The 21,981-nt window shown below is 31.9% G+C and carries 19 protein-coding genes; 12 read left to right on the plus strand and 7 right to left on the minus strand.

The window, feature by feature from the left end:
• Positions 1–59 precede the first annotated feature (59 nt).
• From EI427_RS07380 to EI427_RS07395, 4 genes are read left to right on the plus strand one after another with little or no spacing between them, the layout of a single operon-like run.
• A complete protein-coding gene (locus EI427_RS07380) occupies positions 60–1,730 on the plus strand; it encodes an ABC1 kinase family protein (protein WP_126613216.1) in 1,671 nt (556 codons plus the stop codon).
• A 3-nt stretch (positions 1,731–1,733) separates the two neighbouring features.
• A complete protein-coding gene (locus EI427_RS07385) occupies positions 1,734–2,126 on the plus strand; it encodes an HIT family protein (protein ID WP_126613218.1) in 393 nt (130 codons plus the stop codon).
• 26 nt (positions 2,127–2,152) lie between these two features.
• Positions 2,153–4,180 (plus strand): NAD-dependent DNA ligase LigA, encoded by a 2,028-nt coding sequence (gene ligA, locus EI427_RS07390; protein ID WP_126613220.1) that lies wholly within the window; start codon positions 2,153–2,155, stop codon positions 4,178–4,180.
• Position 4,181: 1 nt separating this feature from the next.
• A complete protein-coding gene (locus EI427_RS07395) occupies positions 4,182–4,721 on the plus strand; it encodes a DUF6913 domain-containing protein (RefSeq protein WP_126613222.1) in 540 nt (179 codons plus the stop codon).
• A gap of 50 nt (positions 4,722–4,771) precedes the next feature.
• Here the strand turns inward: EI427_RS07395 and EI427_RS07400 are convergent, their stop codons facing one another.
• The 3 genes from EI427_RS07400 to EI427_RS07410 form a co-directional block, all read right to left on the minus strand.
• Entirely contained in the window at positions 4,772–4,948 is a 177-nt protein-coding gene (locus EI427_RS07400; RefSeq protein ID WP_126613224.1) for a histone H1, read from the minus strand.
• Between the two features lie 158 nt (positions 4,949–5,106).
• The gene (locus tag EI427_RS07405) at positions 5,107–6,351 is read right to left on the minus strand and encodes an aminotransferase class I/II-fold pyridoxal phosphate-dependent enzyme (RefSeq protein WP_126613226.1); all 1,245 of its coding nucleotides are present in this window, start codon (positions 6,349–6,351) and stop codon (positions 5,107–5,109) included.
• A gap of 195 nt (positions 6,352–6,546) precedes the next feature.
• Positions 6,547–7,542 (minus strand): DUF6588 family protein, encoded by a 996-nt coding sequence (locus EI427_RS07410; protein ID WP_126613228.1) that lies wholly within the window; start codon positions 7,540–7,542, stop codon positions 6,547–6,549.
• A gap of 98 nt (positions 7,543–7,640) precedes the next feature.
• On the opposite strand from EI427_RS07410, the gene EI427_RS07415 reads away from it, so the two are divergent.
• Positions 7,641–8,744: a hypothetical protein gene (locus EI427_RS07415; protein WP_126613230.1), complete on the plus strand. Its 1,104-nt coding sequence runs from the start codon at positions 7,641–7,643 to the stop codon at positions 8,742–8,744.
• Between the two features lie 97 nt (positions 8,745–8,841).
• A complete protein-coding gene (locus EI427_RS07420) occupies positions 8,842–9,249 on the plus strand; it encodes a hypothetical protein (protein WP_126613232.1) in 408 nt (135 codons plus the stop codon).
• Positions 9,250–9,328: 79 nt separating this feature from the next.
• On the opposite strand, the gene rlmD is transcribed toward EI427_RS07420, so the two are convergent.
• The 3 genes from rlmD to tamL are packed head-to-tail and all read right to left on the minus strand — an operon-like array spanning position 9,329 to position 13,862.
• Positions 9,329–10,738, minus strand: coding sequence for a 23S rRNA (uracil(1939)-C(5))-methyltransferase RlmD (gene rlmD, locus EI427_RS07425; RefSeq protein WP_126613234.1), 1,410 nt, complete (start codon positions 10,736–10,738; stop codon positions 9,329–9,331).
• Between the two features lie 32 nt (positions 10,739–10,770).
• Positions 10,771–11,274: a 2-amino-4-hydroxy-6-hydroxymethyldihydropteridine diphosphokinase gene (folK, locus tag EI427_RS07430; protein ID WP_126613236.1), complete on the minus strand. Its 504-nt coding sequence runs from the start codon at positions 11,272–11,274 to the stop codon at positions 10,771–10,773.
• A 35-nt stretch (positions 11,275–11,309) separates the two neighbouring features.
• Positions 11,310–13,862: a translocation and assembly module lipoprotein TamL gene (gene tamL / locus EI427_RS07435; protein WP_170178419.1), complete on the minus strand. Its 2,553-nt coding sequence runs from the start codon at positions 13,860–13,862 to the stop codon at positions 11,310–11,312.
• Between the two features lie 215 nt (positions 13,863–14,077).
• Here tamL and EI427_RS07440 point away from each other — a divergent pair, with 215 nt between their 5' ends.
• Positions 14,078–15,049 carry a M48 family metallopeptidase gene (locus tag EI427_RS07440; protein WP_126613247.1) on the plus strand — a complete coding sequence of 324 codons (972 nt, stop codon included), beginning with the start codon at positions 14,078–14,080 and terminating at the stop codon, positions 15,047–15,049.
• 56 nt (positions 15,050–15,105) lie between these two features.
• Here the strand turns inward: EI427_RS07440 and dnaB are convergent, their stop codons facing one another.
• The gene (gene dnaB, locus EI427_RS07445; RefSeq protein WP_126613250.1) at positions 15,106–16,794 is read right to left on the minus strand and encodes a replicative DNA helicase; all 1,689 of its coding nucleotides are present in this window, start codon (positions 16,792–16,794) and stop codon (positions 15,106–15,108) included.
• A 270-nt stretch (positions 16,795–17,064) separates the two neighbouring features.
• Here dnaB and EI427_RS07450 point away from each other — a divergent pair, with 270 nt between their 5' ends.
• The 5 genes from EI427_RS07450 to EI427_RS07470 are packed head-to-tail and all read left to right on the plus strand — an operon-like array spanning position 17,065 to position 21,977.
• On the plus strand, positions 17,065–18,432 hold the full coding sequence (locus EI427_RS07450; protein ID WP_126613252.1) for a UDP-N-acetylmuramate--L-alanine ligase: 1,368 nt from the start codon (positions 17,065–17,067) through the stop codon (positions 18,430–18,432).
• Between the two features lie 57 nt (positions 18,433–18,489).
• The gene (gene murB / locus EI427_RS07455; RefSeq protein WP_126613255.1) at positions 18,490–19,497 is read left to right on the plus strand and encodes a UDP-N-acetylmuramate dehydrogenase; all 1,008 of its coding nucleotides are present in this window, start codon (positions 18,490–18,492) and stop codon (positions 19,495–19,497) included.
• Positions 19,498–20,511 carry a potassium channel family protein gene (locus tag EI427_RS07460; protein WP_126613257.1) on the plus strand — a complete coding sequence of 338 codons (1,014 nt, stop codon included), beginning with the start codon at positions 19,498–19,500 and terminating at the stop codon, positions 20,509–20,511.
• A complete protein-coding gene (locus tag EI427_RS07465; RefSeq protein ID WP_126613259.1) occupies positions 20,511–21,191 on the plus strand; it encodes a hypothetical protein in 681 nt (226 codons plus the stop codon). The genes EI427_RS07460 and EI427_RS07465 overlap by 1 nt, the downstream gene beginning before the upstream one ends.
• Before the next feature lie 3 nt (positions 21,192–21,194).
• Positions 21,195–21,977 (plus strand): C40 family peptidase, encoded by a 783-nt coding sequence (locus tag EI427_RS07470; protein WP_126613261.1) that lies wholly within the window; start codon positions 21,195–21,197, stop codon positions 21,975–21,977.
• Positions 21,978–21,981 lie beyond the last annotated feature (4 nt).

Raw genomic sequence — 21,981 nt, forward strand, 5'->3', positions numbered from 1 at the left:
TTTTCACTATTATTTACACAGATATATATTTGTCATTTCAAGTACACATACCATATTAAATGCTTTTTTCAACCAAAGTAAAAAACTTTCAACGTATACAAGAGATCATAAAGATACTACTCAAGTATGGTTTTGAAGATGTTGTCTCTAATACATCTTTAAGCAGATTTGTGCCTATCGATGATTGGAAAAGAGACAACAAACCTGTCTTGAAGTTTAGTAGATCGGAAAGGATTCGAATGGTTATAGAAGAGTTAGGGCCTACGTTTGTGAAATTTGCACAGACTTTAAGTAATCGCCCTGATGTCTTACCTCAAGATTTAATAGAAGAGTTTCAAAAACTACAAGATAGCGTTGCACCATTTTCTGAAATTGAAGCAATGGCTATTGTTGAAAAAGAAACTGGTATGAACCTGAATGATTTTGTAACATTTTTTGATAATAAACCATTAGGTGCTGCAAGTATTGGTCAGGTACATAGAGCTCGTTTAAAAACAGGGCAAGATGTGGTTTTAAAAATCCAGCGTCCAGGTGCGAGAGAACAAGTAGAAACAGATCTTAGACTCTTACGAGAGTTTATAAAACATACAGGTAGCTTTATTAATAAGTATGGTATTCTTAATCCTGAAGAAATAATACAAACTTTTGAAGAAAGTATTATTAATGAATTAGATTATACCATTGAGGCTAAAAATATAGTCCAATTTAGAGTAGCAAATAAGAACAATCCCAAGTTACACATTCCTTACGCTCACTTAGAATATACAACAAAGAAGCTATTGGTTATGGAGTATGTTAGTGGTTGTAAAATTACTGATAAAAGAACAATTGAATCTTGGGGGTTAGATTTAAAACAAGTTGCGCTAGATGGCCTTCATTTATATTTGGATCAGATTTTTAATCAAGGTTATTTTCATGCTGACCCTCACCCTGGAAATGTACTTATACGCCCTGATGGCAAGATTATATTAATTGATTTTGGTATGATTGGCCGCTTAACTAAATATCAAAGATTTGGTTTAGCAAATTTCCTAACTTCTATGGGACAAGGCGATGCAAGAGGTATGGCTATGCATCTAAGACGAATAGCAAAAGAAACAGACATAGACGACCCAAGAAGGCTTGAACAAGACCTTAATGAGTTAGTAGATAAGTTTGTAGTCCATTCATCTAACGATGCCTCTATGGCAGATATAACAGGTACTCTTCAAGAGATTATTTATAGAAATAGATTAGCAGTACCGGGATCAATATTTATGATCTTAAGGGCTTTAGCTATTTTAGAAGGTATCTGTAATGTATTATGGCCAACTTTAGAAGTCTTACCAGAAATAGAGCCTTATGGAATACGTCTTTCTAAAGAACAATTTTCATTTAAAAATTTAAGCTCAGATTTTTATTATTCATTTTATCAGGTATCCTCTTTGTTCTATAATTTACCTATGGAGGTACGTTATATTTTAAAGAAAACAAGAACGGGTAAACTTGTTATAAATTTTGAGCACAAAGGCTTAGAGCCATTAATAAATCAATTTAAAGATGCTGCGTCTAACTTGAACATTGCTCTAGTTATTCTAGCACTTTTAATTAGCTCATCAATTGTTATGACTGCACCAATACCTTATACTATGAGAAATAGTTTAGGAATGCCAATGGTAAGTGCCATAGGCTATGGCTTGTCGGTTGTTTTGATGATTTATCTAACTTTCAAACCAAATAAGAAAAAATAAATTATGGCATCAATTTTCACAAAAATAATTAATGGTGAAATACCATCACATAAGGTTTTTGAAGACGATAATTACTATGCCTTTTTAGATATATCACCAGTTCAAAAAGGACATACATTGGTAGTTCCTAAAAAAGAAGTTGATGATATTTTTGACCTTGACGATGAAACTCTAGCAGGTCTGTATGTGTTTGCAAAAAAAGTAGCCAAAGGTATTAAGGCTGTTTTTCCGTGTAATAGAATAGGTCATGCAGTTATTGGCTTAGAAGTACCACATGCACACATGCATTTAATACCAATTAGTGGTATGAATGATATGAACTTTAAAAATAAAATTGATCTTACACAAGAAGAATTGGCTGAAATTGCTAATAAGATCAACAAACAAATCAACTAGTATAAATAGTTTATTGCTTAATATTTATGACTTTAGAAAAAGCTAAGGAACGTGTTGATATATTATCAACAAAACTTCACGATTTAAATAAAAGATATTATGTAGATGGTGTTCAGGATATTTCAGATCAAGAATTTGATTTGATGATGCATGAACTTCAAGAATTAGAAGTGGAATTCCCCACACTTTTAAAAACAACATCTCCAACACAAAGAGTAGGTGGCGAACCAACAAAAAACTTTAAAACAGTTGCACATGAGTCCCCAATGTTATCCTTATCAAATACTTATAATAAAGAGGACTTGATAGAGTTTAATGATAGAATATTAAAAGACCTTAATACACAAGTAGATTATGTTTGTGAATTAAAATATGATGGTGTGGCTATCAGTTTAATTTATGAACATGGAGCACTAATTCAAGCCGTTACAAGAGGTGATGGTATACAAGGTGATGATGTTACTGTAAACGCTAGAACAATTCGATCTCTACCTTTACAATTAGTAGGTGATTATCCTGAAAGGTTCGAAGTTCGTGGAGAAGTTTTTATGAGTAAACAATCGTTTGAAGAAAATAATAAACGAATTGAGCTCGAAAATATAGATCGAATTGCTAATAATAAAAAAGCTCAAATTTTATTGGCAAACCCAAGGAATGCTTGTGCAGGTGCGTTAAAACAACAAGACCCTAAAAAGGTAGCAGAAAGGAAATTAGATGTGTATATCTACGGGATAGTAGGTCAAGTAGAAACTATTACGACTCATTTTGATGGACTTAATAGATTAAAAGAATGGGGTTTTAACCTCCCAAATACTTTTGAGAAAGTAACATCAATAGATGAGGTATGGACATTTATTGAAAAATGGGGTAAAAATCGACATGACTTACCATTAGAAACCGATGGTGTAGTAATAAAAGTGGATAGTGAAGAATTCCACAAGAAATTAGGTGCTACTGCTAAAAGTCCTCGATGGGCTATTGCGTATAAATACAAAGCAGAGGCAGCAAAAACCTTATTAAAGTCTGTGACTTATCAAGTGGGTAGAACAGGTGCTATAACACCAGTAGCGAACCTAGAGGCGGTACAATTGGCTGGCACTACAGTTAGAAGAGCTTCCCTTCATAATGCTAACGAAATAGCACGATTAGACTTACATATTAATGATAAAGTGTATGTTGAGAAGGGAGGGGAGATCATTCCTAAAATTACAGGAGTAGATGTTAGTGATAGAGAAAAAGATGCACAACCTTTAGAATTTATAACGAACTGCCCTGCATGTAATTCTGTTTTAGAAAGACAGGAAGGAGAAGCACAACACTATTGCTTAAATATAACAAGTTGTCCTCCACAAGTAAAAGGTAGAATACAACATTTTGTAGCCAGAAAAGCTATGAATATTGACTCTATTGGTGGAGAAACAATAGACCAGTTAATAGAAAAAGGACTTATTGCCAATGTTGCTGATTTTTATGATTTAACAGCAGAAGCTTTAAGTGATAAAATGGAACGTTTTAAAGACAAATCAATTGAAAATCTACTAAACGGTGTAATTGCTTCTAAAAACATTCCTTATGAGAGAGTATTATTTGCTTTAGGAATTAGACACGTTGGAAGTACTATAGCAGAAAAATTATCAGAAGTATTTAAAAATATTGATGCTTTGTTATCAGCTACCGAAGAGCAGATTGCCGAAGTTTATGAAGTAGGAGGTCAAATAGCTAAAAGTATAATCAATTTTAAAGAGGCTCCAGAAAACCTATTTTTAATAGATAGACTTAAAGCCGCTGGCTTACAATTTGAGGTAGTTGAGAAAGAAACAGTTGGTACACTAGAAGACAAACTTTTTGTATGTACTGGAACATTCGAAATCTTTAGTAGAAACGAAATGCATGATCTTATTAAAGAACATGGTGGAAAGGTTAGAACATCTATCTCTGCTAAAATAGATTATCTCGTAGCTGGAGAAAAAGCGGGTTCAAAACTTAAAAAAGCAGAAAAGCTTGGAGTAACTGTTTTAACAGAAGAAGAATTTAAAAACTTAATTGAAGGATAATATGTTAGACTTATTTAAAAACAAGCTGTTAAATTATAAGCTTAACAAAGTTGATAAGAGTAATAATATTATCCATAATAATAAGTTACCTCTTAAGGATTCTTCATCCGTTGGTCTACTTCTTTACATAAAAGATGCAGAAAGACTACAAAGTATTTTAAATGAGATGAGAATTATCGATAAAATTTTACCTAAAAATGTGAAAAATATTGATATTATATTTATTTCAGAAACTTCAAAAAATCAATTTGATATTCCGTTCAATTGTAAAGTAATTCCTTTATCTAAAATTGATTGGAATAAGAATGATATTCAAAGTGATATACAAAGGTTCATTAATAATAAATTTGATTACCTTTTCACATTTTCATTTAATATCTCAAAGATTTTAGATCGTTTTGCTCAGCAATCTTACGCTACTTGTAGAGTGGCACTAGGGGAGCATCAAGATGTAGAATCTTATGAAATGAAATTGATGTACGATCAAATTTCTTTTACTGAAAGGATAAGGGCAGCAGTCGAAATATTAAATAGGATGTAAAAAAAAGGGATAAGTTGTAAAACTTATCCCTTTTTTTAGATTAAAAAGAATTAATCTTGGTTTTTGATATCTTGGATTTCAAGACGGATATCTTGAGCAAGTTTTTTGATGTCTTGCATGTTCTTTCTTACTCGAGTTCCAGCCGCAGCAACTTTGCTGTTGTAGAATTTCTGTGCGTCTTCTTCAGTTTGCTGAATAAGCTCCTTAAGTTCTGTGAATTTGTCCATTTTTTTAATATTAATTTCTAACGATGAATTAAATTAAGTGTATAGCAATTTATATAATTCTTATTAAAATGCACAATAAAAAGACATAAAAAAAGGGCGAAAACACGTTTTTTTTACGTTTTTTCGCCCTTTTATATTTTATCTAAAATCTTTCTCGATTAAGAGAAGATCTGAGGTTCTGCATTTGCATACTCACCAGATTCCAATTTATGTTTTACAGCTTTGAATGCAGTGATTGTAACTGCAACATGCTCTAAAGTATGAGATGAAGTAGGAATCAATCTTAACATAATAACACCTTTAGGAACTACAGGATATACAACTACTGAACAGAAAATATTATAATTTTCTCTTAAGTCCATAATCATATTCACTGCTTCATTCTGTCCACCTTGTAAGAATACAGGAGTAACAGGTGTATCAGTTTTACCAATATCAAAACCATTTGCCTTTAAACCATCTTGCAAATTAGTAGCAACTTCCCATAGCTTATCTTTCAGCTCAGGCATTGTACGAAGCAATTCTAAACGCTTCAAGTTACCTTTAACTAATGGCATTGGTAAAGTTTTCGCAAAAATCTGAGAACGTGTATTATATCTAAGATATTCAATTACTTGTTCATCAGAAGAGATAAATGCACCAACTGAGGCCATTGATTTAGCAAATGTAGAGAAGTAAATATCAATTTCGTCTTGACATCCCTGCTCTTCACCAGCACCAGCACCAGTTTTACCTAAAGTACCAAATCCGTGTGCGTCATCAACTAACATACGGAAACTGTATTTACCTTTTAGGTCTGCAATTTCTTTTAATCTACCTTGATCACCTAACATACCGAATACACCTTCAGTAATTACTAGGATAGCTCCACCAGTTTCTTCAACTAATTTTGTAGCTCTTTGTAATTGCTTTTCACAGCTAGTAATATCATTATGAGGGAATACAAATCTTTTACCGACATGCATTCTTAATCCATCAATAATACAAGCGTGACATTCAGAATCGTAAACAACAACATCCTTTCTATCAAGTAAAGCATCAATTACAGACATAATACCTTGGTAACCGAAGTTTAAAACCATTGTATCTTCTTTGCCTACAAATGAACTAATTTCTTGTTCGAACTCCTCTATTAGGTTTGAATTACCTGACATCATACGAGCTCCCATTGGGTAAGCTAAACCGTATTCAGCAGCAGCATCAGCATCAGCTTTTCTAACTTCAGGATGATTTGCTAATCCTAAATAGTTATTTAAACTCCATGTTAATACTTCCTTGCCTCTAAATGTCATGGTTGGAGCAATTTCTCCTTCAAGTTTAGGGAATGCATAGTATCCATGTGCCATTTTAGAGTGAGACCCTAATGGTCCTCTATCTTGAAGAAGTTTTTCAAATAAATCCACGATATAGTCTTATTTTAATGCTTGAAACATTATCTATTTTACAATCATAACACAATAGAAATATGCTTAATATTTGACCACGATAAGGGTAATTAAATTCATTATTTCTAATTGCAGGTACAAAAATCGTTTAATTAGCCTTAATTCATACTATTTTTAAGTGCCATTTAAGAAATCTTAACAAAATTACACACTTTATTTTAAAGTTAAGCCCAATCCTGTAGAAATTAGATGGTATTCTGAATAGCTATAATCCCCATTTATGAATACCAAGCCAAACTTAAGCATAATTCCACCGCCAAATTTCCATGCTTTTAACTCATATTCTTCTGTAACTCCATTAGGAGGGATATTAAGTGATTCTTCCTTATTATATAGTAAAGTATAATCACCTACTAACTGAAGATTGTTTTTACTATATGCAAACCCTGAAGAGATATAAAAAGTAACTAAAGGGAATGTTTTAGATAGTATAGCTTCAAAGTCTCCACCGCGTGTAGTAAAGAGCATATTTCCAGGGTTTGTAACTGGAGCAACCATACTTTGTTCTAAAGGATACAATCCATCAGCTTGCGTATAACCTGCAAAAACACTTAAATCAAAAGGAGATTTTTCTCTATAAAACCATTGTATAATGTTGTGCTTTATACCTACACCCCACATTTTTATTTCCATACCATTGTATTCCAGCTTCGGAAAGATACGTCCCATTAGTTCTGTGTTCTTAAAAACACCTAGTCCAAATTTAAAAAATGGGAGAGGGGCTGCAGATAAATTAACTCCTCTAGTTGCAGGAATTATTGATTCTGTACCATCATCATTTTTAACTCCAATTACTGAAGAAGCAGTATTAGACCCAAAAAATGTAGGCACCTGAGGGTTACCTGAAATAATTCGTACACCGTCTATTCCATCTACTGAATACGTTAATTTATTGTCTGGTATTAATACAGCAGCAGTACCGATACTAATATCAAAACCAATTGGTCTGTGAGGTCGAGCAGTATGATTCCAACCCATACTGATTGCCCATGAGTAACTTTCAGCTAAAGGGTTTGTATACCTTTTGAACAATTCTAAACTAGATTGTTGTGCATTGGGCCCTTTAGTTGCAAAAATTGATAATATATCTTGTGCCGAACAAAAGTTGGCAACAAGTAAAAAGAGTATTGAAGTATATACGTATTTCAATGAATAGGATTTTAAGTTCACTTATCAAATATACCATTATAGATGAAATTGACAGTATTATTATTGTATATATTGTATATTAGTTGCAATTTGCAACTATGAAAATTAACCAATTAGAACAAATAGAATTAGAATTTGAGATTTTAATCCAAAAGGATAGAAGAAACTGGCTAAGAGTTGCTAAGCTTCTTGATCAAATTGAAAGTACACAACTTTATAAATTACGTTCAAGGTCTTTTACAGAGTATGTAAAAGGATTAGCAGATAAAAATAGAATAAATATATCAACACTGTGGAGAGCTAGATCTGGAGCTAAATTATATCTTGAGATATTAGGTATGCAACAGTTATCAGAATTAGACGAGTCTGTTGTTAAAACAACACCTGAGCAATTAGAAACCTTTAGTAAGGTTAGAACTATAGCACCAACAAAAATTGTAGAAGAGGTAAAGACAAAGATGCTTGAAGGTGAAAATATGCGTCATGAATTAAAGGAATTATGGCATATCTATAGACCTTTAAAAGGAGGAAAAACAGAGCGTGGAAGAAAAAAAGAAGGTTCTTATGTAATAGAAGATAAAAAAGATAAAACACAGTTTGTTGTACCATATAACCTTAAAAACTCAATAGAAAATGAACATGTAGAAGATAATTCTATTGATAGGTATTGGGAAGATTTAAAGAAAATGGAGAAGTATCAACTCTCTAGTGAAAATTTGGCTAGAGCAAATATTCTGAATGCTTTAAGATCTGATCAATGGTTGGCGAGAACTTTAAATGTTGATTTTTGTTCTAAGCACGAACATCTTATTGCTTTTAATTTAGCAGCATTTACTTCAATTGATATTCTAAGTCTTTGTAAGGCTAAAAAGGAAGATACATTAAGGCCTGTAGTTATTGGTGCACATATTCTCACAGAAATTAATGATTTAAATAAGGAGCGACAAAAGATTATAAAGGAATTCGGTTTCTGTGATTATTTCTATTTAGCTATACCTTTAAATAACGAGTACATTATTAAAGTAGAAGAATTTATAAAAAAATACCCAAGTATTGGAATTATATGCGTTGGCGATACTGTAGGAGAAGACACTAAACATATTTGTAAAATATATAAATTAGCAGAACCTAATGTTATCAGTTCACAGAATGAATATATAATTATGCAAAAATGTATGGAAAGATTACTTGGTTGGGCATAATTTAATATTTATACATATAATTAATGTTATGTTAAATAGATGTTTTGATTTAATATATTTCACTATATTTATTTATCCATAATCCCCTATGTATTCTATGTTACTAGATATAAAATCTGATATTCATGAAATATCTTATGATACTGATAAAAGTTTAATGATTAACCGTTGGCTTGATCATCATGTTATTACATTTAACAACGAACGCTATAAAAATGAAGTGATAAGCTGGGTTAAAGCATTTCATGAATTTTCACCTAAACTCTGTCTTTCTGATTTAAGTAACTTTCAATATAAATTATCAGAAGAAATTCAGGAATGGTCTGCGACATATTCACGAAAAAATTTAGGTAAGTTACATCTTCAAAAATACGCTGTAGTAGTAAGTCAAGATTTCATGACACATATAGCTATAGAAAATATTCTAGATGAATATAATGTTAGTTATGAGTATCAATATTTTCTTACTATTGACGATGCCATGTTTTGGTTATTAAATAATTAACCCCCTACTCTATAAACAAAAAAACACTCATCATTTTTTAAAACGATGAGTGTTTTTTATTTATGGAAATATCTTGAAATTATTTCAATTCTAATGCTACAACATTTTCCACATGATACGTTTGTGGGAACATATCAACAGGCATTACTCTTGTAACTTTATATTTAGGATCTAAAAGAGCTAAGTCTCTTGCTTGTGTAGCTGGGTTACAACTTACATAGACAATTTTCTTAGGTTCAACTTCAAGAATCTGATTAATCACTGATTCATGCATTCCTGCTCTTGGAGGATCAGTAATTATAACATCAGGTTCGCCATGTTTTTGAATAAAGTTCTTTGTTAAGATGTCTTTCATATCTCCAGCAAAGAATTTACAATTATCAATACTATTTAATTCAGAATTAATTTTAGCATCTTTAATTGCATCTTCAACGTACTCGATGCCAATTACTTCTTTAGCTTTACTAGAAACAAACTGTGCAATTGTACCTGTACCAGTATATAAATCATATACTCTTTCTTCTCCAGTTAAATCGGCAAATTCACGAGCAACCTTATAAAGATTATATGCTTGTTCAGAATTTGTTTGATAAAATGATTTAGGACCTACACGGAACTTTAAACCTTCCATTTCTTCTTCGATATAAGGTAGACCACTGTATACCTTAAAATCTAAATCATGGTAGCTATCATTTTTCTTCTGATTAATTACATATAGTAAAGATGTGATTTGAGGAAATTTTACTTTCAAATTTTCCATGAATAAATCAATCTGTTCTTGATTATTATCATGGAACTGAACCATTACCATTAAATCTTTTGTAGAAGATGTTCTGATAATTAAGTTTCTTAATAGGCCATTTTCATCATAATGATTAAAAGCAGCTAAATCATTATCTAAAACAAATTGATACGCTTCTTTACGAATCTCATCTGAAGGCTTATTTTGTAAATAGCAATCATTTAAATGAAGAACTTTATTCCACATTCCTGGTAAATGTAAACCTAAACCTCTCTTTTCTATAGAAGGGTCTTCATTTTCCATCTGTTCTTTAGTTAGCCATCTATTTGATGTAAACGTAAAGTCCATTTTATTTCTATACTCTCTTGTTTGATCAGAACCTAAAATACTTTCAATTTCAGGCAGTTCAATCTTACCAATACGAGTTAACTGATCTACTACTTGCTTTTGTTTGTAATGCAATTGCCATTTATAATCTAGCATTTGCCATTTACATCCGCCACATACACCAAAATGCTCACAGAAAGGTTCCGCTCTTTTATCAGAATATTCATAAAACTTGATAGGACGAGCTTCCATATATGTTTTTCTCTTCTTTGTTACTTGAAGATCACATACATCTCCGGTTACTGCACCTGTAACAAAAACAGTCATATTATCTTCCGTTTTAGCAATCGCTTTGCCTTCACTTCCAACATCTATGATCGTTACTTTCTCTAACACAATGTTTTTCCTTTTTCTTGCCATTATATCTTTACTTACTATGTAGTAATTATTTCTTATTTAATAGATGCTTCTACCATTAACTTTTTTACTGGTAATGGATCATCACACTGCAAAAGTAAATCACTGCAGGATTGATTTAAAATTGGATGAATAAAGTTTGGTAAAATTTCTGTTAATGGTTCTAATGTAAATCTACGTTTATGTAACCACGGGTGTGGAACATTCAGATTATCAGTAGAAATTATTTCATTTGAATAAAAAAGTATATCAATATCAATAATTCTAGCTCCCCATTTTTCCTTACGGACCCTACCTAATTTATTTTCTATTTCTTGAGTAAGAAGTATTAAATCCTTACTCGATAAATTTGATTTACAAACCACTACTTGATTATAATAAGAAGGTTGATCTTCCTTTCCCCACGCAGCTGTCTCATAAATTTTAGAGCTTTTTACAATTTCACCAACACTATCATGAATCTCTCGTACAGCATTATTTAGTGTAGCTAATTTGTCTCCTAAATTAGCTCCTAATAAAAGCACTATTTGATTTGTCATCCTTCTATATATTTTTGAATCGCAAAAATAGCGAATTAGAATGGATACCCGATGCCTATATTAAATTCTGTTGTGCCTTTTCCTAAAAAATTATATCCTGCAACAAATCTATCCCCTTCTTTTCTTGCTGGATCATATATTTTTGTACCAATATCAAAACGGACAAGTAAAAATGAAAAGTCCATTCGAGCACCTATTCCAGCTCCAACACCAAATTCTTTCCAAAAACGATTAAATTCAAAATTCCCTCCTGGTCGTGTATTATCCTCTTCTATTAACCAAACATTAGAAGCATCAATAAATAATGCCCATTGGAATAATCTTGATATTTTGTAACGCCACTCAGCATTTAATTCTATAATAATATCACCTGGTTGTTCGTAGCTATAATCAAATGTTCCATTAGAATTCTGAGGTGGTGTATAAGATCCAGGCCCTAAACGCCTAGGTCTCCATGCTCTATTACTGTTACCTCCACCAGAAAAGAAATATTTTTCATATGGTAATGCATCTACCTCACCATAAGATTTAGCAATTCCTACATGAGCTCTAGAGGCAAAGAAGTGTTTTTTCTTTTCTCCTATCGGAATAATACGTCTTAAATCAGAATAAATTTTAAAGAACTTATAATATCTAAGCCCATAGATAGAACCCGGCTCACTTCCGGTCATAGAATTGACAACATCTAGTGCATTTCCTCCTAATTCACCAAAAAGTTTTACATAAGTAGATTTAGAAGAACTTGTAATATAATCTCCTCTCATTCTAGAAACACTTAGATGCATACTAGAAACAAAAGAATTGTCAAAAGAGTAATGTAATGTATTTCCTTGTTCCGCTAATTGTTGTAACCTTACTCTAAAACTATTACTTAAATATGGAGTGTTCACAATGTTTAAATCCGCTACAGAAAGTTCGAATAAATCTTCTTTTCTATTCCTCCATTCATAACCAAAAAGTCCTTTTACATTAAAACGTGTATATTCTGGTCTACTTACATAAGCAATATCAGATAGTATTTTTGTTTTAGCTGTTCTAACATAAAATGTCTTATCTAATTTATTAGCAAAAGGGATTAAAGGTCGAGGTATTTTTAAGATTGTACTAAAGCCATACTCTGTACCATTATATAATTCGTTTGTTGTTTCTGTAACACTTGCTTGTGCTTCTAAAGAAAATCGACCTCTAAATTCTAAAGATTCAGCGCCTCTAAATATATTTCTAGATTTAAGAGATAAACTCGCAAAAGGTCCGGGTAATGATCTACTTACATTTAAACCAGTTTCGAATGCATATTGGTATTTATTGAATGAACTAGCATAAATCATTGCATTTAGTGAGTCACCTCCTGCTTTTAGGTATTCAATGTTTACGAATTTAAAAGCATCCATCTGACTTAAAAACTGTCTAGTGTCAGTGCTTAAAGCTTCTTTATAAGGTTCACCTTCTGCAATAGATATTTTACCATCAAGAATCTTTGGTTTATAATGTTTTCCGTGTTGGTAATACTGTACTTTTTTATATTCCAATGAATCCGTTTCATCCTTTTTATTGTTAGGATCCGTTTCTACCGTAATATCTTTTACAAAGTATTTCGTATGCTTATCTCCTGTGTTGGGTGGATCTAGAAATACCAAAACATCTACTTTTCCATGTACTTTATTTGTATCAACTTCGAAATGGATATATGAAGATGAAAAATCAAAATAACCTGAGTTCTTAAGGAGTTTAGTTATTCTAGTACGCTCATTCTGAATTTTAATTTCAGAATATTTGGTGTGTTTCTTTAGTTTATTTTTTTTATTATTTGATAAAATTACATTGTAAACCTCACGATCAGATACTTTGTATTTTACATCATTTATTTTCCATTGTATACCCTCATCAACCTTGTAAACCTCTCTAATAAAAGGGTATTTCAGATCATTGATCGTATCATATTCAAAAGTAGTTGTCGCATTTAAAAAACCTTTGGTAATTAATGCCCTTTGAATAATCTGACTTGTGCTTTTTGTATCTGTTGAATCAAAATAAGAAGGTGCTTCACCTGCAGAACGCATTAACCAATTACCTTTTTCTACTCTTAATTGTAGTTTTTCCGTTTTAGTAATTGATTTAGATTTAATCTTTCTCAGTTTTCTAATACCAGACAATGAATCTCTAATACTTCTTTTTTCTAACTTATGAATCGCTTTGTAAGAAGTATAAATATCCTTTTTATACAATGAATCTAATATTTCATTGTTTTCATCAATTTGTTCTTGAAGTTCATTTTCTCTAACAGTAATTAGTGTTTCGTAATACTCTGTGAGATCGTAATATTTTAAACTATCTTTTTGATAATTTTTAATATATATCTTCTCTCCTTTCTGATAAAAATACAGTGGGAGTTTAACTCTTGAGCCAAGAAAAGTTCGATTTGGTTTTTGACGAATATAGGATTCAATCGTAGATCTATCACTGTATCTAACACCTTCTAGTCTTTGCTTAACTAATAAACTTCTGTCTTCTTCTAGGTCTTTATAAGAAACACAACCTGCAAGAAACAAAGTTAATAACAACAGTATGTAGCGTTGCTGTTTAATCAAAAGTTTTAATATGAAAATGAAAGATAATTTAATTGAAAATTGATCTTCTCTAAAAAAATAATGATAGAAAAAATGTCAACAAATATACTATTGTAGAAACCGTAATACAAAGATTATACTTTGATATAACTGAAATGATTTGAATAAAATAGTTTTAGTAAAAAATAGTTTATTAAATTGATAAATATTTATAACATAATTCCAATTTTCTAGCAATGACTTCTAAAGAATTAAAACTAAAAAAAGTTCACTTTACTGATATCAACTCAAGTACTTGGGAACATCCTGCCGACAAACTAGCATTAAAAACTGTAAAAAGCCTTAAGGGGTTTGATACAATCCTTAAGTTTATCTTTAGCAAAACAACAGAGAAATCTCTTAGATTAATGACTCTAGCTTCTGCTGTAAGGGTAAATGAAAATCAGTTTCCAAAAGTGTACGAACTTTTAAAAGAAACTTGCCAAATTTTTGATATTGAAGAATTACCAGAATTATATATATCTCAAAATCCAATCCTTAATGCGGGTGTAATTGGTGTTGACAAACCTTTTATTGTTCTTAATTCTAGTACACTAGATGCATTTAATGATGACGAACTGCAATCTGTTATAGCACACGAAATTGGTCATATTTTAAGTGGGCATTCTTTGTATAGGACACTCCTTCAAATTCTATTAAAAATATCTATTTTTGATTTTGGTGTTCCTCTTGGAGGAGCTGCAATTATGGGTATTATTATGGCCTTAAAAGAATGGGAAAGAAAAAGTGAATTATCTGCAGATAGAGCAGGTTTACTTGCTGTTCAAGATCCAGAAAAATGTATTCATACTTTAATGAAGATAGCTGGAGGTAGCCAAATTGATCAAATGCAATTAGGTGAATTCATTAAACAAGCTGAAGAATACCACGAAATATCTGGTGTGATAGATACAACGCACAAGTTCTTAAATACCATTCTTCAAACTCACCCCTTTCCTGTAACTAGAGTACAAGAATTATTAAAATGGGTACAAAGCGGTGAATATGATACCATTATAAACGGAGAGCATATCACAAATAAAGCATTGACAAATGATCCGTATTTTACAAAAGAATATAAAGATGATTTTAAAAAAGTAACAGAGCCAATTGTGGAAACTGCAAAAGATGCTACTGATTATGTTAAAGAGTTTTTGAATAATCTCTAATATTTCTTCAAAATCAAAAAAGGCTACTTCTATTACTGAAGTAGCCTTTTTTGATATTAAAATGGAGGATCTGAAGGAGGTGGCGGTGGAGGATTATCATCTCTATTCAATTTAGAAGGAAGAGTTTGATATTCTTGTCCATCATCTTGTCCTTGATTATCAGTTGGAGGAAGATCAAAATCTGGAGGCATGGATATTGCATTTCCTTGATCAAAACCTACTTCTCCACTAGGTGGCATACCAATAGGTTGAGGTGGTACACCTGCAAAACCTCCGCCCATGTCCATACCACTCATCATATCGTCATGGCCCATAAAAGAACCTTCGTCCCAATCTGTAAATTTGGTAAACTGACCAATAAATCTTAGACGAACATTTTCTAAACCACCACTACGGTTTTTAGAAATAATAACTTCACCCATTCCTTTGGTAGAATTACCTTCTTCATCTTCATCTAATCCGTAATATTCCGGACGATATAAGAACATAACCATATCAGCATCTTGCTCAATAGATCCAGATTCACGAAGATCGGATAATTGAGGTCGTTTATCTCCACCACGTGTTTCTACAGCACGGCTTAACTGAGATAATGCAATAACTGGTACATTTAATTCCTTTGCAATTTGTTTTAATGATCTAGAAATAAAGGCAATTTCTTGTTCACGATTACCCTTAGATTTACTATCGCCACCACTCATTAATTGGAGGTAGTCAATTACAATCATTTGAATATCATGTTGTGCCTTTAGTCTTCTACATTTTGCTCTTAATTCTAGAACAGTTAATGCAGGAGTATCATCTATATAAATTGGAGCAGAAGAAAGCTGACCAGTTTTGTCAACTAGTTTTCTCCATTCTTGCTCTGTAAGATTACCTTTCTTTAATTTTTCACTTTCTAATTCAGCCTCAGCAGAAACTAAACGTTTTACCAATTGAGCCGCTGACATCTCTAGAGAAAATATTGCTGTTGGTTTACCGAAACCTACAGATGCATTTCTACAAGCAGAAAGAATAAATGCCGTTTTACCCATTGCAGGACGTGCGGCAATAATAATAAGATCTGATGGTTGCCATCCTGATGTCACTCTATCTAAGTTTGTAAAACCAGAAGGTACACCAGTAAAATCGTTATCGTTATCTCTAAGTTCTTCTAACTCATGAAAAACTTCTTTCACTACCTCGTTCATGCCCATATAATTCTTACGAACATTCTCTTCAGATACTTCAAATAAAGACGTTTCCATCTTATCTAAAAGATCAAAAACATCTGTAGTATCATCATAAGCTTTTAATTGAATCTCATTAGATACATTTATTAGCTTACGCTTAATTGCATATTCTTGAAGAATACGAGCATAGTGAAGAACGTTCGCAGATGAAGTGACATTTTGAGTAAGTTTAGCGATGTATCCTACACCTCCAACTTTCTCTAATTCACCAGATTTACGAAGTTCCGTTACAATTGTCATGGCATCAACAGGTTCACTCCTATTAAAAATACCTACAATTGCGTTATATATATATTGATGTGCTTCTCTATCAAAAGTCTCTGTCTTCAGTACCTCGATAACTTCATTTAGTGCTTCTTTTTCTAAGATTAAAGCACCAAGTGTCACTCTTTCTAAGTTGTGATCACATGGTCTTTTCTTCGCATTCACTAAATCAAGTCCCAGTGCTTCAGGTGTATTTTGACTGTAAGCAGATTGAATTAAACTACTTCTGCTACTATTAGACTTATCCATAAATACAAAATTACGGAGTTTTCTAGAACTTTCTAACTACTTACAGAAAGACTTGATACATTTTTGAAGTTATTCAAGGTTATTGTCAATGAATGAGTGTTTTAAAATGATAAGAGATCTAAAAATTGCTCAATTAGTTGCCAAAAGAGAGAAAATTATCTCAAAATAAATCGAAATGATCTCTATTTTTTTAACTAAATACTGCAATTTATCTTACTTTTGTTGTTCTGAAGAAAACGATTACGTAATAGAAATACTATATATAAATACATGAGAGTTCATTTTATAGCGATTGGCGGCAGCATTATGCATAACCTTGCAATTACTTTGCAGCAGAAAGGATATAATGTATCAGGATCTGACGATCACATTTATGAGCCTGCATCATCAAATCTAAAGAAGTTTGATTTACTTCCAGAAGAGTTTGGATGGCATCCAGAAAAAATTACTAAAGATATTAATGCAGTAATTTTAGGTATGCATGCTCGTAAAGACAACCCTGAGCTATTAAAAGCGAAACAATTGGGTCTGAAAATTTACTCATTCCCAGAGTACGTATATTCTCAAACAAAAAATAAACAAAGAATTGTAGTTGCAGGAAGCCATGGTAAAACAACGGTTTCTTCTATGATAATCCATGTACTTAGCTACTGGAACATTGAATGCGATTATTTAGTTGGTGCAGCTTTAAAAGGCATTGAAAGACCTGTTAAACTTACAGAGTCTGCTCCTGTTGTAATTCTTGAAGGAGATGAGTATATGTCTTCTCCGTTAGATTTAAGACCAAAGTTCTTAAACTATCATCATCATATTGGAGTAATTACAGGCATTGCGTGGGATCACGTTAATGTATACCCTAAATACGAAGACTACGAAAAGCAGTTTGAGTTATTTATTGAGGAGTCTCCAAAAGCAGGTGTTTTAATTTATTCTACGGATGATAAAGTCCTTAAAAAGTTAGTGAAGAAATCTACAATCTCTGGAGATGTAGATGTTATTCCTTACGAAAAAATGAAGTCTAAATTAAAAGATGGAACAACTTTCTTAACAGGTGGGTCTGTAAATACAGCTACAAAAGTATTTGGTGAGCACAACTTACAAAATATGACCGCAGCAATGGAAGTTTGTAAGCGTCTAAATGTCAGCAAAGACGAATTTATTGAAGCAATCGCTACATTCGAAGGTGCAGCTTTAAGAATGCAATTAGTTAAAGATTTAGGTACCACTAAGGTATTTAGAGATTTTGCTCACGCTCCTTCAAAAGTAAAAGCAACAGTAAATGCTTTAGCGAAACAATATGAGAAGAAAGATGTAGTTGCATGTTTAGAGTTACACACATTTAGTAGTTTAACATCAACTTTCCTTTCGGAATACGCTAAAACTTTAAAAGAAGCTGATATTCCATTGGTTTACTTTAACCCTAAGGTTGTAGAGAATAAAGGTTTAGAAAAAATTACAGCTGATGATATTTATAAAGCATTTGATCAGAAAAACGTAGAAGTTTTTACAGATGAAAAAGCTTTATACCAACGTTTAAAAGAAATTGATTGGGAAAACAAGAACTTATTATTAATGTCTTCAGGACAGTTTAATAAAATGCCAATTGATGAATTAGTTGAGTTTATCGCATCAAAATAATATAACCTACTATCCATGCTTATTCTAAGAATAAGCATGGATATTTTTTAACGCGTCATGATTGAAACAAACAAATCTTTATTACCCTATCATACTTTTGGAGCTAAAGTGAATGCAAAATACTTCACTATAGCGAAATCCTCTGATGAATTATCTCAAATTATTTCAGAAAATCTTACTAATCAGTTTATGGTTATTGGTGGAGGAAGTAACGTTCTTTTCACTAAAGATTATGAAGGGCTTATCATTAAAAATGAAATTAAAGGTTTTGAAGTCATTGATGAAACGGACTCTACAGTTACTCTAAAAATTGGAGCAGGTGAAAACTGGCATGATACAGTAATGAAAACTGTAGAACACGGTTGGCAAGGTATAGAAAACCTAGCACTCATCCCTGGTACTGTTGGAGCCTCTCCTATACAGAATATCGGTGCTTATGGTGTTGAGGTTAAAGATGTAATTCAAGAAGTTGAAGTTTTAGATTATTCTAACTTTACGATTAAAACATATTCGACTTCTCAATGCCAATTTGGTTATAGAAACAGTATTTTTAAAAACGAGTTAAAAGGTAAAGTATCCGTATTATCAATCACTATAAAATTAAATAAAGATTGGTCTTTTAATACTAGTTATGGAGCTATTAACGACGAACTTTCTAAAAATCCTGAATTAGATATAACTCCTCTACGAGTTGCTAATGTAATAATTGACATTCGTAACGCTAAATTACCAGACCCAAAAGAGATTGGTAACTGCGGTAGTTTCTTTAAGAATCCAGTTTTATCCAATGAGATTGCTAATCGCATCTTAGAAGAATATCCTAATGCACCTCACTATCCAGTTGGAGAATTAACTACTAAAATCCCTGCGGGTTGGTTAATAGAAACAACAGGATGGAAAGGGAGATCAAAAGGCAATGTTGGTACCTATCCTAAACAAGCATTAGTATTGGTAAATAATGGAGGTGCTACTGGAGAAGAAGCTTGGGATTTAGCTATGACTATCCAAAAAGATGTCTACAATAAATTCTCAATTAAAATAGAGCCAGAGGTAAATATTGTATAAATGAGAGCATTATTAGCCAAAGTACTTCCTGCTTTTGGAGTGATTTTCTTTATCATGATTATTGGCACTGTTGGTTTCATGGCAACTTCTAGTTACCCTGTAGAACCAATGGATGCTTTTTTTATGACAGCCATTACTATTACTACTATTGGTTATGGTGAGGTTATCCCCCTTGATAATAACCCCGTAGGTAGAGTATTTGCTATTTTTATTGCATTCTCTGGTATTGGAACATTTACTTATATCGCCACCTCTCTTTCTGCCTTCTTTTTAGAAGGGCACATACAAGAAGAATTTTTTAAACGAAGAACATTACGTATGATCAATACATTAAATAACCATTTTGTTATATGTGGTTTAGGCCGTGTTGGTCTGCGCATTGCTGAAGAACTTGATAAAGCTGATAAGCACTTTGTCTTTATAGAAAAAGATGAAGAGATATATAGACAATACAGGAGAGAATACAAACATGCTTACGGTATTGTAGGTGATTGTACAATGGATGAAACGTTAATATCAGCAGGAATTAAACAAGCCTCAGGTATTTTTATTTGTACAAATGATGATAACTTAAACCTAGTGACAACTTTAACCGCTCGACAACTTAATGCTGACTTTAGAATTGTTTCAGCCAATAAAAAGCCTGCATTTAGAGATAAATTAATTTCTGTAGGTGCAAATGAAGTCGTATCTCCTCATTCTATTGGTGGTAGAAGAATGGCAATGGAAATGATCCGTCCAAATATTACTACTTTTTTAGATGTTGTTAGAAGAGATAAAACAGAGCTTTTTAAATTAGAAGAAATAAGTATTCCAGAGAACTGTCATGGTAAATCATTAAAAGATTTAAAAATACATGAACTTCCTTCAACATTGGTATTAGCAATTAGAGAAGGGCAAGAATGGTATTTTAAACCATCGATTGATCAGCATTTTACTTCAAAATCAGTTCTTCTAATCATGACAAATGAAGAAGAAAAAGCGTATATTAAAGAACGCTTATCAATTATATAATGAGTTTTAAACAAAAAATCGCACTATTCTTTTTTATTATTTCACTGTACTCTGGTATTGTGCATTTTAGTTATGCCCAAGAAACAGAAGATAAAGAAAATGCAGAAATGCATACTGATGAAAAAGAACATTTTTTATTTCAAACTAGTAAAGGACAATGGAATATTGGTTTTGGATACGGTCTTGGTATTGCTTATCAAAACCAAACTCTAAATTTTACTAATAGCGAGGTTCTAATAGATGCTTTTGGTGGAATAAATGCTGGATATTTTATTTTTGATAAACTATTACTTATTGGGTTCCTTCATGGTGGAATAAGAACTGTATCCTTTAGTTATAGTAATAAGAACTCTGAATATTTTTTAGGTGGGGGTCCTAAAATTCGAAAATACCTAAAGAATGGTATTTTTGGAGAAGCGTCGTATACTAGAAGTAAAACTGAACTTTCTTATGTAGTAAACGAAAGTGTTTCTAAATTTGATGGTTTTGCAAATGTCTATGGAGTAGGTCTTGGTTTTGGTAATTTTTGGATGAAAAGGATATCTTTAGAAGTAATTTTAAATTATTATTATCTAGAAAGTAATTATCAGAATTCCCTTATTGATTTAACAAAAACTTCTAGTAATTTTAGTATTACAGCAAGCATAAGTTTTACAGGAGGTAAAACTAAAACAGAATAGAAAATGAAGCCAAAATTTGGACTCTGTATATATAGCACTTTAGCAGTAAGAGGAAAAGCTGCACACTCATCAGAAATGATATCACAATTACTCTATGGTGAATTGTATCAAATCTTATCATTTAATAGAGCAAAAGAGTGGATAAAAATTAAAATGATTAAAGATAATTATGAAGGTTGGATTACGTACGGACAGCATTCTGATGTCTCTAATGAATATGCCCAAAGGTATTTAGCAGAAGAACATCCTATAGTTACACGCCTTATTTATCCAATTTTTGATAATCAAAAAACAATACATCTTTCTGTTGGTTCTACTCTCCCATTTCACTACGATAAATGTGACGAGATGCAACTAAAATATGCCAAATTACATAGTGTCTCACCTTCTAAAAATACAGAAAATCCTGTAGATACAGCAAGTAAATACTTAGGTGTACCTTATTTATGGGGTGGAAGATCAATTTTCGGAATTGATTGCTCTGGGCTATCTCAAGCAGTTATGGGAGCACATGGTATACAATTACCGAGAGATGCTTATCAACAAGCTGAAATTGGCAAAAAAGTTACTTTAGCAAAATCTAAAGCTGGTGACCTAGCCTTTTTTAATAATGATAAGGGTAAAATAACTCATGTGGGAATCCTATCTGGCAAAGGAAAAATTATTCATGCTTCTCATTTTGTGAGAGAGGATAGTCTTACTAAAGAAGGTGTTTTTAGTAATAGAGAAGGAAAACTCACTCATACACTGAGTCATATCCAGAGGATATCTTCAAAATTTGAATAACAAA

The organism is Flammeovirga pectinis (assembly GCF_003970675.1).
GTDB classification, from domain to species: Bacteria; Bacteroidota; Bacteroidia; order Cytophagales; family Flammeovirgaceae; genus Flammeovirga; species Flammeovirga pectinis.